The organism is Streptomyces sp. NPDC058092 (assembly GCF_042884935.1).
Taxonomy (GTDB): Bacteria; Actinomycetota; Actinomycetes; order Streptomycetales; family Streptomycetaceae; genus Streptomyces.
Window position 1 is genome coordinate 204,194 of sequence record NZ_JBHVSY010000006.1, and the last position, 15,292, is coordinate 219,485.

The following is a 15,292-nucleotide window of genomic DNA, read 5'->3' on the forward strand; positions in this document are numbered from 1 at the left end:
CGGTTTCCTTTCGGACCCGCCCACCCCAACCGGAGCGGGTTCGGACAAGTGTGATGGATGCGTGGAGGTAGTCGTATCGTTCAGGCCGAATCGATGGCGGCATGACCGGTCGACGACGGGACCAGCCCGCCCCCCGTCAGCCCGCCCGCCAGCAGCCGTGCCGTCTGCTCAGCCAGCTCCGTCGCGCGCTGCGCCTCCGCCCTCAGTTCATGGACGCGGCGGAACGCCTCCCCGTACCGGCGCTGTTCCTCCAACGGGAGCAGGGGCACGCGCAGCCGCCCCGGACTGACGTGCAGGACCGTGCTCCCGGTCGACGCGCCGGCGAGGTTCTCCTCCGAGCCCAGGAAGCCCGCGAGGAACCACGGGTCGAGGCGTGCCGGATCGGGCCGGAAGAGGTGGACCTGTCGACCGAGGAGTGCCCCCTCGTCCGACTTGCCCGCCACCCGCACCATCGGCCCGCTGCCGCCCGCGACCGACCGGACGAGCACATCGCCCGCAACGATCACCGGGGTGGAGTCCGCTCGCAGCCCGGACGGGTCGCCGGTCGGGCCCGTGTCGCGCGCGATGTCCGCGCCCGTCAGGACGGCGGTGGCGGTCGGTACGGAGGGTGCGTCCTGTGACCCCTTGGACTCCTTCGCGTCAGGGGCCGTGCGCAGCAGCGCGAGCGCGCCGCCCCGTGCCAGGTCGGACGCCGTGGCCGTACGCCACTCCCGTGCCGCCGGTCCGGCCACCTGCCATTCGACGTGACCCGCCGCCCTGCCCAGCGAGTCGGCGGAGGCGAGGAGACGTCGGCGGCTGTCGTCCGTTTCCCGGGCGAGCTCCGCCGGTTCGATGTCGGTGCGGGAGACACGTACATACCGGGCGGGGGAGAGGTCGACCAGGTCGCCGATGAGGTCGACCACCGGGACCGCGCGTGCGATGCCGGGTTCGTCGGTGAACTCGTCCGGGGCGTCCGTGAAGGCTGCCCACGCGGTGAGTACCCGGTCCGTCAGGGCCGCCCAGTCCAGGGAAGCCCGGCCGCCGCCCCGTGTGCCCCCGCGAGAACCGGCCTCCGTCGTGCCCCCGGCCCGTACCGTGCCGCGCTCCTCGGATCTATCGACGAAGAGCACGGATCTCCGCTCCGGGCCGCTCGGCTCCGGCCGCTGCAGGACCCAGATCTGCAGCCCCACGTGCAGCGGGGCCGCTGCTCCGGCCGGCAGGGCGACGACCGTGCGCAGGGCTCCGCTGCGTACCAGCTCCATCCGTACGCGGCGGCCCGACGCGCGGGAAGCGGTGGCGGGCGGAAGGATCAGGACGGCATGACCGCCCGGTACGAGATGAGCGAGTGCGTGCTGGACCCAGGCCAGCTCGGACTCGGCGCGGGCCGGCACGCCGTACGCCCAGCGCGGGTCGTAGGCCAGCTCGTCGTGGCCCCAGTCCCGGTCGCCGTAGGGCGGGTTGCACAGGACGGCGTCGACGGCGAGCCCGCCGAAGGCGTCGACGCGGAGGCTGTCGCCGGTACGGACGGTCACCGTCGCGTCCGGGGCAGCCAGCATCAGGGCCACCGCGCTGCGCCGGGCCTGGACCGGCACGCTGTCCTGGCCGTACAACTCCGTCGCGCCCCGCCGGGCGGCCGCCGTGAGCAGCGACCCACTGCCGCAGGCCGGGTCGAGAACGCGGGACAGCGGACCCGGTACCAGCCGGGTCACGAGATCCGCGAGCGGGGCGGGGGTTCGGTAGGTGCCGCTGGTGGCACTGTCCTCCAGCTCCCGTTCCGCGAGCACACTCAGCGCCGCTTCGCCGCCCTCGTCACGTACGCACCGGACCAGAGCCCGCAGCGCCGGGGCGTCACCGGCCGAGAAGCGGGAGGCCTCCGCACCGGGGACGGTCTCCGCGAGCGTCGAGACCGCGCCGTTCGCGCGGGCGGCGAGATCGGCGTCCGGCAACTCGGCCAGGGCCGTCAGCCCGTCCGGCGTGCGACGGGCGGTGGTGAGGACGAGGGGGAGGAGGTTCGCTGCCGCGCCACCGCCCTGCGGGTGCAGGCGCAGCGAGGTGCGCAGTTCCTCCAGCGGGCTGACTGCCGCGGCGTGCCCCCGGGCGTCCAGCCAGGCGCGCACGGCCGGCAGGTCGTACAGGGGGCTGCTCTCGGTGCCTCCCGAAGGGGCGGGGAAGTCGTCGTGACGTCGGCGCCAATTGCTGACAGTGGCGCGTGTGACCCCCGCGATGCGTGAGATCTCGGCGGCTGTCACCTGTGCGGATGGCTGGGGCATGGCGCGAGTCCAGAGCCTCTCGGTAGGGAGCTGTTTACAAACTACACCAGGCGTCAAATCCCGCAAGCTCTTTGACAGTGCTTTCACGGTGATGCTTATCTAGCGTTGCTTCCGGGTGGTGGCCGCCATCCGAACGACAAGCGATCCCTGCGGCCTGCCTGTCCGCCGTCACACCGTTCCTTGGGGGAACCGCCATGCGCCTCACCATGCCGACCGCCGTCGTCGAGGGAACCCAGCTCACCGTCATGCCGTTCCGTGCGGACGCCGTGATCGGGACCATGTCCGTACCCACGCTCGTCCAGCTCGTGCCCTCGCCCCGCCGCGAGGAGGACACGAAGACGCTCAAGGCGGCGTCCGGCGCCGTGCGCCGCCATGCCGAACTGCGATCGCTGGTGCAGCGGGCACTGAAGTCCACGCAGAAGGGCAAGAACGTCGGCTCGTACGCCGAGTACATCGCCGACGGTGTGAAGGGCGAGCTGGGCGCCGGCTGGTCCACCCCGCCGATCACCTTCTGGCACGCCGGACCGCTCGCCGCGCTCAGCGACGAGCTGCTGCCCGGCACCGGGCTGCGGACCCTGACCATCACACCCGGCACGTCCGTGGTCGCCATCGACGGCGAGACGCAGACGACCGCCTGGCACGAGCTGTACGACGACCCCGAGCGGTTCGGGCTCACCTACGCCGAACTCGCCCGGGTGCGCGTGCCGTTCGAGCTGTACGTGGACCTGACCGTGGCCGATGCGCGGCAGATCTTCTACGACCGCAACGTGCAGGGCATCGCCGTCGCGAAGAACCTGGCCATGTCCATGGACCAGCGGGACTTCGCCACCCGCCTCGCGCACCGCGTCGCCGAAGCCGTCAAGATCGACGTCGACGACAAGCTCGTACCGTTCACCAAGCTCGTCAACGCCAGCAAGCGGCAGGTGGGCAAGACCGACGCCGAGGTCATCACCCTGTCCGCGCTCCGGGCGCTCGTGATCACGGCGATCTACGGCCGCGGGGGACTGTCCGCTCGGCGGAGACGGTCCACGAGGACGAACTGCCCGCAGGGTCGAGCGCCGAGCAGGTCGAGCAGAACGTCGTGCCGCTGCTGGCCCGCCTGATCGGCGACCGCAGCGAGCACTTCGTCTCGCGCAGCGCCCTCACCGCACCGGCCGTGCTCGCCGGGCTCGGCATCGCCGTGCACCACACCGCGCCGTGGGCCGACCCGGCGAACGCCCTGGGCGCCGACGAAATGCACCGGCTGCTCTCCGACATCCGGTGGGAGCGCGAGGCCCGCTACTGGGACGGTGTGGCAGCGAAGTCGGGTACCTCCGGACGCCTCAACTTCAGCGGCGGCGTGAAGGACTCCGGCGGCCGGGTCGCCGACGCCATCCTCTACCCCGGTACCGAAGCCGGGCGCCGGATTCGCGGCCAGTAGACGCCGGAGCGCGCACGCACCCCTCTCGGGTCCGCCGCTCCGGAGCGGCGGCCCCCACATTCCGAACCCGCCCCATACAGAAGCGACTTGGAGCACAACACCATGAGCACTCCACACCACCAGGGCCCCGTCCCGTACCACGCACCCCAGCACACCGTCCCGATCCCGCCCGCCCTCCCGCCGCACAAGCCCTCGCGTGGCAAGGCATGGCTCACGCACGGCGCGGTCGGCTTCGTCGCCCTGCTCATCGGAACGGGGATCGGATCGAGCGGGGAAGCCGACGCGGACGCCACAACGAGCGGATCGGCGAAGCCCGGGCCGACCGTGACGGTGACCGAGACCGCGAAGGCCCGCCCCGCGCCGACCGTGACCAAGACGGTGACCGCGAAGCCGAAAGCGCCGAAGAAGACGGCACCGGCCGGCCCGGCCACGAGCTTCGACGGGGACGGGGAGTACCTGGTCGGGGAGGACATCGCAGCAGGGACGTACAAGACTGCAGGACCGGACAGTTCCTTCGGCTGCTACTGGGAGCGCTCCAAGGACGCGAGCGGTGAGTTCGGCTCGATCATCGCCAACAACAATCTGAACGGCCCCGGTCGCGTGACGCTCAACAAGGGCGAGTACTTCAAGACGAACCGCTGCGCGGAATGGAAGAGGGTCGGCTGAGCGGGGTGATGCGATGGCGGAAAGGAGCGTGCGCGGGGTGCTGCCCCGCGATGCTTCTCTCTTCTGCCGGTAACCGATGAGCTGACCCGGCGAATACGGGAATGGCCTGCCTTGATATCAGGACGTTCACCCGAAGCTGGACTTCTGTGGTGAACTCGGTACGGCAGTTCGGACCTGGGGGAGGGCTGCGCTGATGACCACGGATTCCACGTCCGCTGCCGGCCGGCCGAACCCGGGCCCCGCCCAGGGCTGTTGCGGTGTGTGCGGCCTCGCGAAAGAGGGCTCGGCGACAGCTCACTGGATCAGGTCGGTGTGCGGATGCTCCGGAGATGCCGGGCAGGCATAGAGCTGCAGATTGTCGGTGCTGCCGATTTCGACCGCGGTCGGCTGCGCCGGGTTCTGGCCGGCGACGTGACCGGCGGAAAATGCGGCGGCTTGATCCTCGTACGGTGCCCAGCCGTGCGTACCGCCGTCCCATTCGAAGGAGGCGATGGTCAGCAACGGGACCATCTGAGCGTCGCAGACAGCGCAGAATCGGGGATACGGGTCGGTGCGGCCCCACGGGGGCCAGCCGCCGACCTTCCAGCCGGGAGCGTCGGCCAGCTCACAGTCATAGAACTCCGCCGGATAGTCCGCGTACGAGCTGTCCACGCCGACGTCAGCTGCCTGCCATCTGCTCCAGTCCCCCAGCAGCTGCCGCACCTCCGCGCTCAGATCGAGGCTGTTGGGGTACTCGGTGATCTGTTCCGGTGCCAGCAGACATGGCTCCGGCACATAGCCTTCCCAGTCCGCCTCATACGGTTCCGGCGGTACGGCGAGGACATCGCCGACCCCCGCGGCGGACCGCCAGCAGTGCGGTCGAAGGCTTGGCATGCGGCTCGTGGTCGTAAGGGCACCACAGCACCTGGAGCAAGTCCGCCTGTCCGGGCGGCCGCAACAGGGGTACGTCGCGCACATACAGCTGGGCCACTGGCAGCATGGGGACCGGGCACTCCGCGGGCCACGGAGGGCCGGCCTCGAGTCGCTCCATGAACATCGCGTCGTTGCGCTCCTTGATCACCGCCTCCTCAGGCGTGTACTGAGGACCATGGGGATCACGGTGCAGCCGGGCCCGTCTGCGCCTCTTGAGCCGCACTTCTGCCGGTGACTGGCACACCCCGCTGCCCGGGTGCGAGCTTTCGCAGTGCGGCCATGGCTCCTCAGCCGGCCACAGCAACGGCCCCCCGACCGAGCTCTCCCACACCGAAGGCGACCCGGCACGAGGGTGCAGCCGAATTGCAGCTCGCGCCAACGGAGCCAGCTCAGGAAAGACTGTGGTGACGTCGACCGGCCGCGGCGGAGTAGTACGTACGAAGACCATACCGGCGATCCTGTCACCAGCCACCGACAGTTCCCGGCCGCCTCAACCGGCGCCAGCGCTCAACTGGCCAAGTGAGCCGGGACACGATAGTTGGAACCGGTGAGGTGACCTGGTGGTTTTGATCTGCTGGGACGCCCTTGTTGGAACCATCTGGTCACGGTTCTTGCGACGTTCGGCGAATTGCCATTCATGTTGGAACCAGTTCCGAACATCTCGGGCCTGCGGCGTCCGTGGTCGCTAACCAGAACGGCTACGACATCCCCTTTCCGTACGCCGTTGTCACGCAGCGTATGGAATACCTCGAGGGCGGAACGGTTCAGTTCGGCACCTGATATCACCTGACCGTGCCAGAGAAGAACCGGACGGTCCGAATCCAATGAGCACACCGAGAGAATGTCCGAGACATAACTGTCGCTTTCGCTCCACCATTGGCCCTGTAGGGTCATCCCCTGCCTCTCCATGGAAACCCTGCCGACTTCCGTTCCGCTGACCCGGGTGAATTCCGATCCTCCCATTCGGAAGATATGCGGGGAAGGACGTTCGGCCCGCTGAATCGGCAGGCCGAAAGGGCCGCCCGCACGGGGTGGCCGTCTGGGTACTCTGCCGCTCCCGATGGCCCCAGGACACCCGCCAGGACGGGCTCCGGGAGCAGACGCACCGGCGGGGGCGCCCGCCCCCGTGTCCCGCCTCCGTGCCCGGAACGGAGCACGGGGCGGGACAGAGGCAGAACGCGAGGTGGGGCACGGAATTCCCGCGAGGTCAAACATCAGGTTCAGAAATTGACAGAGCACTTGGCGGCATGCCCCCGGGAGCGTACTAAATCGCCGGCCCGGTCACATCTTCAAGAATTGACAGAACGCTGGGCGGCATGCCCTCGGGTACGCCGGAAAATCGCCGACTGTTATCGGTCGCCAGGGAATTGACACCCGCCTGATGGTTGCTTACGGTCCGCTCGTCAGGTTTTCCAGACCGAATCCGAAGGTATTCATGACTACATCCACGTTGCCGAAGTCCAGGCAGCAGTTGATTCTTGCCGTTCTCATGGTGTGTTCACTGCTGATCTGGCTGGACAACACCGTCCTGAGTACCACCCTGGAGACCCTCGCGGACCCGGTCCGTGGACTGAACGCCAGCCCGGCCGAGCTGCAGTGGGCCACCGGCTCGTACACGCTGGCCTTCGCCACCTTGATGTTCACCGCGGGCGCGCTGGGCGACCGCTTCGGTCACCGGACCGTGCTCGCAACAGGCCTGGTGGTCTTCGCCGCGTCCTCGGTGTGGGCGGCGTTCGCGGGCGACGCGGGGCAGCTGATCGCCGCCCGGGCCGCGATGGGCGTCGGCAGCGCGCTGATCATGCCCGGCAACCTGGCCATCCTCATGTGGACATTCACCGGCCCGGCGCGGTCGACCGCGATCGCCATCTCCTCGACCTCCGCCGGCGTCGGCATGGCCGTGGGCCCGGTGCTCGCCGGCGTGCTGCTCGACCACTTCTGGTGGGGCTCGGTCTTCCTGGTCAACGTCCCGGTCGTGGTCCTCGCGCTGATCGGCATCGCCCTGCTGGTCCCGAACTTCCGCAGCCCCGTCGTGCGACCGCTGGACCCGGCCGGAATGCTGCTGTCGATCAGCGGCCTCGCGGCGCTCGCCTACGGACTGATCCGCACGGGGCAGGTAGCGGCCTGGGGCCGTACGGACGTCTGGGCGCCGATCGTCGTCGGACTGATCCTGCTGGCCGTGTTCGTCCGCGTCGAACTGCGCAGCAAGATGCCGAGCTTCGACCCCCGGCTTCTCGCCCAGCGCGCGTTCGGTGGCGGCAACGTAGCCCTCGGACTGCTTCTGTTCGCCATTTCCGCCGTCACCTTCTACAACGCGTTCTACCTGCAGGGCGCCCGCGGCTACTCGCCGATCGAGGCGGGCCTGGCCAGCCTCCCGACCGCGCTCGGCGCGATCCTGGGGGCACCCGTGGGCGCGCGCCTGGTGCATCGCTGGTCGCTGCGGCTCGTCGCCGTGCCGGCCCTCACCGTCGCGGCGCTGACCATGGGCGCGTACGGGCTCTTCGGGCTGAGCACTCCCCTCGTCTGGATCGAGGTCCTGCTGCTGGTCCAGGGCCTGTCCATCGGCATGGTGATCGGCCCGGTGACCGCGGCGCTGATCAACACCCTGCCGTTGGAACGCGCCGGCGCCGGATCGGCCGTCACCAACACCGTGCGCCAGACCGGCAGCGTGATCGGGATCGCCGTCGGCGGCACGATCATGTCGATCGTGTACCGGCGCGCGATCGAACCCTCGCTGCACGGTGTCCCCGGACCGGTGCGGGACCAGGCGCGGGTCTCCGCCGAACAGGCCCGGCACGTCGCCACCACGTCCCACCTGCCCGCGCTCGGGTACGCCGCCGATGACGCGTTCGTCCACGCCATGCACGTCGGTGCAATCTGGATCATGCTCATCGCGCTCTTCGGCGCGGCTGTACTACTGCTGGCCCTGCGCGCGGTCCGCAAGCCCGCGGCTGCCGGGGGCGAGCCGGAGCCCGCGCAGGAAGACGGCCCGACCACGGACGAGGCGGCCCCCCGGGCCGGGGCCGATGCCCGGCCCGTCCGCGAGGGCGACGACGTGGGCACCCGCTGACGCCATGGGAACCAGGCAGAAACTCCCCGAGGCGCGGTCGGACAGTCAGGCCACTTACCTGCCCGACCGGCACATATTCGCCCTGTGGACCTGGGCCGACGGCGCCGTGGGGGCGGCCCCGCCGGTCGGCGACGTCGAGACCGTTCCCCTGGTCGTGCCGACGCCGGACCTCGGCAGGCTCAAGGTGTCCGACGTCGACTGCGTGCTGATCGAGCCGGACCGGCTCGTGGCCGTGCCCCTCGACTCGCCCGGCCGGTCGGTGAAGGTCTGGCGGTCGTGGATCGCGGGCGGCGAGTCGGCTCTGCCGATCGCCGCGCACGCGGTCCCCGACGCCACAGGTGTCGCCGTGACGACGGCAGAGCACGCGGGCGGCGTCTTCCGCCGCACCACCTCGGTGGGGGCCGAGATGCGCACGGCGCTCACCGCCAAGCTGCGGCCTTACCAGGTGCGCGGGGTGAGCTGGCTGCGCGAGACCATCGAGACGCACGGCGGCGCGGTGCTGGCCGACGAGATGGGACTCGGCAAGACCCTGCAGACCATCGGTTGTGTCGCCGGACGCGCCGAGAAGGCGCCGCAACTGGTGGTCTGCCCCACGTCGTTGGTGGGGAACTGGGCGCACGAGATCGCGCGGTTCGCACCCGGACTGCGGACCACGATCTGGCGCGGCGGGCCGCTGCCCGAGGTGGACAGCGGCACGGTGGTGCTCACCGGCTACCCCACGCTGCGCATGCACAGCCCGGCCCTGGCGGGGATCCAGTGGAGCACCGCGGTCTTCGACGAGGCGCAGGTCCTGAAGAACCCCCGTACGCAGGTGTCGAAGGCCGCGCGCACCATCGCGGCCGACGCGCGGATCGCCCTGACCGGAACGCCCGTCGAGAATCACCTCGACGAGCTGTGGGCCCTGCTCAATCTGGTCGCACCGCACCTGTTCGCGAACCGGACGCAGTTCCGCCGTCGCTTCGTGCGGCCGATCGCGGACGGCTCCCCGGCCGCTTCCGCCCGGTTGCGCGGGGCCATCGAGCCGGTCGTGCTGATGCGGAAGAAGTCCCAGGTCGCAGGGTCACTCCCAGCCAAGATCCACGCCGATCTCATCTGCGACCTCAGCGAGGAGCAGGAGCAGCTGTACGACCGGCTGCTGGACCAGGTCATCGACGACGGCTTTGGCAGCGGCGCCCAGCGGCAGACCAAGGTGCTCGCGGTCCTGACGTCGCTCAAGCAGGTCTGCAACCATCCGGGCCTGATCACGGACGGCCTCGGTGAGCTGTCGGGCAGGTCGGGCAAGCTCGACCTGTGCGCCGACATCGTGGCCAACAACTTGGAGAACGACTCTCCGACCCTCGTCTTCACCCAGTACCGGCAGACCGGTGAGCTGCTGGTCCGGCACTTCGCCGAACAGTTCGGGGTGAGTACGCCGTTCTTCCACGGTGGCCTGAACCAGGAGCAGCGGGCCGACATCGTCCGCCGGTTCCAGTCCGACGACGGTCCGAAGGTGCTCGTCCTCAGTCTGAAAGCAGGGGGCACCGGGCTCACGCTCACGCGCGCGGCCGACGTCATCCACTTCGACCGGTGGTGGAACCCGGCCGTGGAGGCCCAGGCGTCCGACCGGGTCCACCGGATCGGTCAGACCCGCACGGTCACCGTCACCACCCTGACCACCGGCACCACTGTCGAGGAGCACATCGCGGCCATGCACAACCGCAAGTCCGCGCTGTCGGACATCGCCGACACGTCCAGCGTCGCCGAGCTGACCCGACTGGACGACGACCGTCTCATCGAGGTCCTGCGCCGGAAGCGAGTCAACTGACCATGGCCGACCACGACTACGGTTACACGAAGTGGGGCAAGGACTGGGTCCGGTTCGCCGAGTCGTTGCGCCAGACCCGTCCTGATCCCCAGCTGCCGAGCGCACGCCGCACGGCACGCGATGGGAAGGTCCAGATCACGTTCGACGACCGGACCGTGCGTGCCGTCGTGCACCGAGGTCGCGGCACCTCGGTGGTCACGATCGAGGTCGCGCCGATGTCCCCGGGGGCGACGGCCGAGATCTCCCGTCAGCTGAGCGGCATCCAGCCCCTGCTCACCGACGACCTGTACCGCGCGATCGCCGACGCGGGCCATCCGCCCGCGCCGGCCCTCGACAGCGTCGACTGCTCCTGCCCGACCGCCACCCTGCGGTGCGTCCATGAGCTGTCCGTCTACTACGACATGGCGCGGCGCATCGACGACGATCCCCGCATCGCTCTTGACGTGCAGGGCTTCTTCCGCGCTTCGGCGGGCGGCGGCCAGGCGCCCGCCGAAGCGACGGCGCAGCGCTGGATCGCGCTCAACTCCCTTGATCCGGCCGCCTACTTCACGGCGGCCGATTGACCCGGCCGGCCTGAGGGGGAGCGGTGCGTGCCCGCCCGGCGGGCACGCACCCTCACCACCCGCTGAGCCCGCTGATGCCCCCGCATCCTCCGGCTGCGACGGCCCCGCTCGCCCAGGGAGATTTCAAAGTCGTGGTGCTCTCATGAGTGTGCAGGTCACGGCGGTGTGACGATGTCGGTTTGGCCTTCCTCGTCATAGCCGACGCCGCCGACACCGTTTCCGTCGTCTCCCGGAGCACCGGCGTCCAGACGCACACCCCGCACGAACTACTCGGCCGCGTCAGCGCTGCTGAACAGATCGTCGGGCAAGCGGGACCCGACATCGGCAACATGCGTGGTGGTCTCGTCGCAGACGTCACCTCGGGAGCAGCAGCCCTCGTCAGCGGTGGCCTGCTATGCATCGGCGCCGTCGCTGTGGTGGGCGCCGCCACGGCGGACCTGCGCAGTTTCTCCGCACCGCCCCGTCCACACACAGCTGCAGCCAGCCCATGAGCCCCGCTCCGAGGCGCGCAGCCACTGGTTCCAACTCTCGTGACCAGGTTCCATCTATCGTGTCCCGGCTCACCAAGTGAACGCTCGCTGACTCAGTCACAGGGACAACAACCCTGCCTATGTGGCAACTATCGTGCTTCGGCTCAGCTGGTCCGCGAGATGATCGAGGACTACCGTCGGCCGAGCCGGTTCACTATGCAATCGATCTCCTGAGCAAGACGGTCGACCCTTGGGACCTGTTTTCACGGCAAAAGGAACAGCCCCCGTGTTCGGCTCCTGGGCCGGCGCTCGGGAGGAGGGGTGCGTCGGGCCCTTTGCTCCCGCCGGGTTGTGTCGTCCCGTCGATCACCACTACTACGACCCCCTCCGACTGCCTCTCGGCAACTCGCCATTTCCCGGTTCTGCCGGATATAGGCGAGCCACGCTTCCCGGGCCGCAAACCCGGGGCCGAGGAGGCTCTCTCCTGTTCCCAGGACAACCTTCCGACCATCCACGCCCTTACGCCGGGAGGTTCCTCGGCAACCGCTCCAGGTAGCGCGGCGGCGCAGGCCGTCGGTGACGAGGCGGGGCGACGGTCGCGGGCGCCCTCAGCTCCGGTCGGCGTACACGATGAGGTTGTCCACCGGGTGGCCCTGGGCGTCGAAGGCACCGTCGCAGGTGATGAGACGCAGGGTGCGTGCCTTGGTGGCACCGTAGACCTTCTCGGTCGGGAATGCCTTCTTGCTGACTGTCTCGGTGCCGGTGACCCTGAAGTGGATCTCGGCTCCCCGGTCGTTGCGGATCGCGATGTCCGCCCCCTTGCCGATCTTCTTGAGATCGTGGAAGACGGCCTTGCCGAGGCGGGTGTCGTTGTGCCCGATGAGGACCGCGGCGCCACGTTCGCCGGGGACCGCGCCCCCGGTGTACCAGCCGACCGTCATGCCCTTCTCGGCGGGCGGGACCTCGACCGTGCCGTCCTTGTTCAGCCCGAGCCGCATCAGTGAGCTGTTCACCCCGATCGACGGGATGCTGACCTGGGTGGGACGCGCGGCAGACTCCGGTGCCCCGGGCTCGTTCGCCGCCCTGGAACCTGTTTCCTTCGGGGAGTTGGGAGGGTCCGGGACGCCGGACGAACCGCCGCTGCCTTGTGGTGCGGCGGACGAAGCGTCCACGGCATCGGAGGGGGAGGGGGAGGAGCAGCCGACGAGGGCGAGGCAGGTGAGCGCCGGGAGGAGGGCGCGCCAAGACGCCGGAGTCTTACGGGACATGGGGGGCTCCAGGAAGATGCGGAGACGGGGAGTGGCGCCGCCCGGGAGGGGCGGCGCCACGCGGAAGACCGACTGCTGAGCGCCGTCGACTGCCGTGCTCGATCACTTGCCGAGCGATGTCACGTGTCGCACACGATCACGTACTGTGCGGATGTCATATGCCGTACGCGACTATTTTCGTGCAATGTCACGTGCTGTGACGCATTGTGACAAGTCGTCGGCTCAGCGACCCTGCTGTGCGGCGGAGCGACGGCGCAGCACGACCGTTCCCGCTCCCGCGATCAGCAGAGCGGCCGCGGCCGACCCGGCAAGGGCGGTGGTGCGGTCGCCCGACGTGTCGACCGGTCGCTCACCCGCGGCGACTCCGCCACGCGGAGCGGGGACAGCCGAACCCTTGGCGGTACCCGCTCGCTCGACCGCGGCAGCTCGCTCGGGGGATACCGGAGCGGGGCTGTCGCCGGCGGCGACGCCGCCACGGGGTGCCACCGACGGCTGCGCTCCCCGCGCGGCTGCGGCGGACCGCTCCACGGACGGCGCCGAAGGCGCGGGTGCGGGCGTGCTGTCGGCGAACGCCGCTGCTGACGGGACGAGTACCGCGCCGGCCGCGACGGCGGCAAGGACTGCGGTACGGAGGGACAGACGGTGGGGCATGGACATGGCTCCATTCCAGGTCGGCCTCGGTGGTGCCCGGATGCGGTTCGCACCGGGCGCAAGGCATGCCGACAGGCTGGCGTGAAGTTATGAAGAAGCTGTCAGATCGCTGTGGTCATCGCATCAGACCCGCCCCGCTTCGCATTCTCCGCCGTCCGCACCGCTCCCGCCGCCAGAGCCGCTCCCCGACACGACAGCCGAGGCCCCTCCCGACTCACCCGAGCCATGCACCTCACCCGTCCCGAGTACCGGCCTCAGCTCCAGTCCCGTCCCCGGCCCCCTCCCCGCCTCGTCCGCCGGCAGCCGGAGCGTGAACACCGAGCCCTGCCCCTCGACGCTCGCCACGCTCACCGATCCGCCGTGCGCCTCGATGAGTTTCCGTACGATCGCCAGGCCGAGACCGCTGCCGCCGGTGCGGCGACTTCGGGACTTCTCGGCGCGCCAGAAGCGGTCGAAGACATGCGGCAGATCATCGGCCGAGATGCCGCTGCCGGTATCGGTGACGTCCACGACCGCCTCGTCCGCGGACTCGGAGCCGTACGTACGCGATGAGCCGTACGCACGCAATGTGACATTTCCACCCGCCAGGGTATGACGCACTGCGTTGGAGACCAGGTTGCCGATGGCCTGATGCAGCCGGACCGGGTCGGCCGTCAGCTCGGGAGAGGGGGAGCCGACCGTCGCCGTGAGAACCGTCAGCGTGACTCCCGCGGTCTCGGCCCGCCCCTGGTGGGCCGCGGCGACCTGGTCCAGCACCTCCTCGATACGTACCGGCTCAGGATGCAGTCGCAACGCACCCGCGTCGGCGGCGGCCAGATCCTGGAGGTCGTCGATGATGTGCTGCAGCTGCACGGCCTCCGTGTGGAGCGAGGAGATGAACGCCGGATCGGGCTCCGCGAGACCGTCCTGCGCCGCCTCCAGCCAGCCGCGGATATTGCTCAGCGGGGTGCGCAGTTCATGGGCGACATCGCTGACCATGTCCTTGCGCTGCCCTTCGAGTCGGGCGCGGTGGGCGGCCATGTCGTTGAAGGCCGCGGCGAGCCGCCCGATCTCGTTGTCATCGGTGACCAGTACGGGCGCCGAGTCCTTCCCCTCCCGCATCCGCTGCGCCGCACCGGTCAGGGCGTGCAGCGGACGTACGAGCCGTGCCCCGGCCAGCACCGTGGCCCCGACGGTGAGTGCCAGGACGAGCGCCGCGGCGCCCGCGATCTTCGCGGTGTTCGCCGGGGAGAGATCGAAGCCGGGCACGGTCGTGCTGCCCTCGTCGCCGATGAACAGCAGCGCGGGCGAGGCGACATAGGAACTCAGCTGCTCGCGGCGGGCCGTGCCCACACAGGAGGCGGTGGCCCGGTCGTCGTCGCCGGTGCGGACGCTCGGTACGGGGGCGGCCGTCCGGGCCTCGGCAGCCGCGCTCGGCACGGGATCGGGACGGCTGCCCCAGGACAGGTCCAGATTGAGCTCTACGCCCTCGCGGCCCTGACGCTTCAGGCAGGCATTGGCCAACTGGTTGAGCTCCCGTAGCGCCTTGCGCTCGGTCACTGTCGGGTAGGCCAGGTCGTCGGACGCGCACCGGGTGTCCTCCACCCGGCCGGGATCGTTGCCGACGACCTCTATCCGAGGGCGGCCACTCGGCTCCTGGACCGCGTCCGCCGCGACCCCGGAGCGGCTCAGGCAGGCCACACTCCGCTCGGCGGCACGTTGCAGGGCCGCACGTTCGGCCCTCGGGAGCCGGAACGGACCGACCGCGCGCGGATCGACGCGGTCGGACGTGGCACCCGCCGCCAGGCCCACCGTCCGGGACAGCGCCGTGTCCACGGACAGCGGATCGACGATCGCCGACGCCTGGGGCGGCAGCGCGGGCGGCGACGGCAGGGTGACGGAATCGGCGAGGGGCCGGTGCTCTTCGGTCGTGAGGGCGATCCGCCGGCCGGACTGCCGCGCCAGGTCGCGCACGGTGCTCCCGACGCCGTCCCAGGTGGTGTGGGCCGCCGCATATCCGAGCAGGGTGTTGTAGATCCGGGCGTCGGCGGTGAGATTCTGCCCCTGCTCCCGCTTGATGGCGCCGGAAGTGGTCTGGACGGCGAGCCAGGCGGTGGCGGCCACCGAACACGCCGCCACCAGCGCCGATACCGCGAGCAGGCGGCCGAACAGACTCTTGCGGAGCGGCAGTCGCGCCCGCCGCTCACGACGAACGTGCACGTCTTCCGCCCCGCTACGACCCC

10 protein-coding genes and 2 pseudogenes are annotated in these 15,292 nt (G+C 70.1%); 7 read left to right on the plus strand and 5 right to left on the minus strand.

Annotated elements, in window-relative coordinates; genetic code table 11:
• Positions 1 to 80 precede the first annotated feature (80 nt).
• Positions 81 to 2,249 (minus strand): N-6 DNA methylase, encoded by a 2,169-nt coding sequence (locus tag ACFVV1_RS12760; protein WP_389988763.1) that lies wholly within the window; start codon positions 2,247 to 2,249, stop codon positions 81 to 83.
• Between the two features lie 194 nt (positions 2,250 to 2,443).
• Between ACFVV1_RS12760 and ACFVV1_RS12765 the strand changes: the two genes are divergently transcribed.
• The 3 genes from ACFVV1_RS12765 to ACFVV1_RS12775 all read left to right on the plus strand — a co-directional run bounded on the left by ACFVV1_RS12765 (position 2,444) and on the right by ACFVV1_RS12775 (position 4,335).
• Entirely contained in the window at positions 2,444 to 3,352 is a 909-nt protein-coding gene (locus tag ACFVV1_RS12765; protein WP_389988766.1) for a DNA sulfur modification protein DndB, read from the plus strand.
• Positions 3,331 to 3,669 (plus strand): hypothetical protein, encoded by a 339-nt coding sequence (locus ACFVV1_RS12770; protein WP_389988769.1) that lies wholly within the window; start codon positions 3,331 to 3,333, stop codon positions 3,667 to 3,669. Before ACFVV1_RS12765 ends, ACFVV1_RS12770 begins: the two co-directional genes overlap by 22 nt.
• A gap of 102 nt (positions 3,670 to 3,771) precedes the next feature.
• Positions 3,772 to 4,335, plus strand: a complete 564-nt coding sequence (locus ACFVV1_RS12775) for a hypothetical protein (RefSeq protein WP_389988772.1) — start codon at positions 3,772 to 3,774, stop codon at positions 4,333 to 4,335.
• Positions 4,336 to 4,629: 294 nt separating this feature from the next.
• Here the strand turns inward: ACFVV1_RS12775 and ACFVV1_RS12780 are convergent.
• Positions 4,630 to 5,695: pseudogene (locus tag ACFVV1_RS12780) on the minus strand (hypothetical protein).
• Between the two features lie 987 nt (positions 5,696 to 6,682).
• Here ACFVV1_RS12780 and ACFVV1_RS12785 point away from each other — a divergent pair.
• The 4 genes and pseudogenes from ACFVV1_RS12785 to ACFVV1_RS12800 form a co-directional block, all read left to right on the plus strand.
• Complete coding sequence (locus ACFVV1_RS12785) at positions 6,683 to 8,314, plus strand: MFS transporter (protein ID WP_389988775.1); 1,632 nt, start codon at positions 6,683 to 6,685, stop codon at positions 8,312 to 8,314.
• 4 nt (positions 8,315 to 8,318) lie between these two features.
• Positions 8,319 to 10,118 (plus strand): DEAD/DEAH box helicase, encoded by a 1,800-nt coding sequence (locus ACFVV1_RS12790; RefSeq protein WP_389988778.1) that lies wholly within the window; start codon positions 8,319 to 8,321, stop codon positions 10,116 to 10,118.
• Positions 10,119 to 10,120: 2 nt separating this feature from the next.
• A complete protein-coding gene (locus ACFVV1_RS12795; RefSeq protein WP_214933428.1) occupies positions 10,121 to 10,681 on the plus strand; it encodes a hypothetical protein in 561 nt (186 codons plus the stop codon).
• Positions 10,682 to 10,857: 176 nt separating this feature from the next.
• Positions 10,858 to 11,172, plus strand: a pseudogene (locus ACFVV1_RS12800) (MFS transporter); the annotation flags it as partial.
• 587 nt (positions 11,173 to 11,759) lie between these two features.
• Here the strand turns inward: ACFVV1_RS12800 and ACFVV1_RS12805 are convergent.
• The 3 genes from ACFVV1_RS12805 to ACFVV1_RS12815 all read right to left on the minus strand — a co-directional run bounded on the left by ACFVV1_RS12805 (position 11,760) and on the right by ACFVV1_RS12815 (position 15,269).
• Positions 11,760 to 12,419 (minus strand): class F sortase, encoded by a 660-nt coding sequence (locus tag ACFVV1_RS12805; protein ID WP_389988782.1) that lies wholly within the window; start codon positions 12,417 to 12,419, stop codon positions 11,760 to 11,762.
• 222 nt (positions 12,420 to 12,641) lie between these two features.
• Positions 12,642 to 13,070, minus strand: coding sequence for a hypothetical protein (locus ACFVV1_RS12810; RefSeq protein WP_389988785.1), 429 nt, complete (start codon positions 13,068 to 13,070; stop codon positions 12,642 to 12,644).
• Positions 13,071 to 13,193: 123 nt separating this feature from the next.
• Positions 13,194 to 15,269 carry a sensor histidine kinase gene (locus ACFVV1_RS12815; protein ID WP_389988788.1) on the minus strand — a complete coding sequence of 692 codons (2,076 nt, stop codon included), beginning with the start codon at positions 15,267 to 15,269 and terminating at the stop codon, positions 13,194 to 13,196.
• Positions 15,270 to 15,292: the final 23 nt, after the last annotated feature.

Bases quoted from the DNA above. Each gene is read 5' to 3' on its own strand.
- ACFVV1_RS12765 (WP_389988766.1), top strand. From the start codon at position 2,444: ATGCGCCTCACCATGCCGACCGCCGTCGTCGAGGGAACCCAGCTCACC.
- ACFVV1_RS12775 (WP_389988772.1), top strand. From the start codon at position 3,772: ATGAGCACTCCACACCACCAGGGCCCCGTCCCGTACCACGCACCCCAG.
- ACFVV1_RS12805 (WP_389988782.1), bottom strand. From the start codon at position 12,419: ATGTCCCGTAAGACTCCGGCGTCTTGGCGCGCCCTCCTCCCGGCGCTC.
- ACFVV1_RS12785 (WP_389988775.1), top strand. From the start codon at position 6,683: ATGACTACATCCACGTTGCCGAAGTCCAGGCAGCAGTTGATTCTTGCC.
- ACFVV1_RS12810 (WP_389988785.1), bottom strand. From the start codon at position 13,070: ATGCCCCACCGTCTGTCCCTCCGTACCGCAGTCCTTGCCGCCGTCGCG.
- ACFVV1_RS12795 (WP_214933428.1), top strand. From the start codon at position 10,121: ATGGCCGACCACGACTACGGTTACACGAAGTGGGGCAAGGACTGGGTC.
- ACFVV1_RS12790 (WP_389988778.1), top strand. From the start codon at position 8,319: ATGGGAACCAGGCAGAAACTCCCCGAGGCGCGGTCGGACAGTCAGGCC.
- ACFVV1_RS12760 (WP_389988763.1), bottom strand. From the start codon at position 2,249: ATGCCCCAGCCATCCGCACAGGTGACAGCCGCCGAGATCTCACGCATC.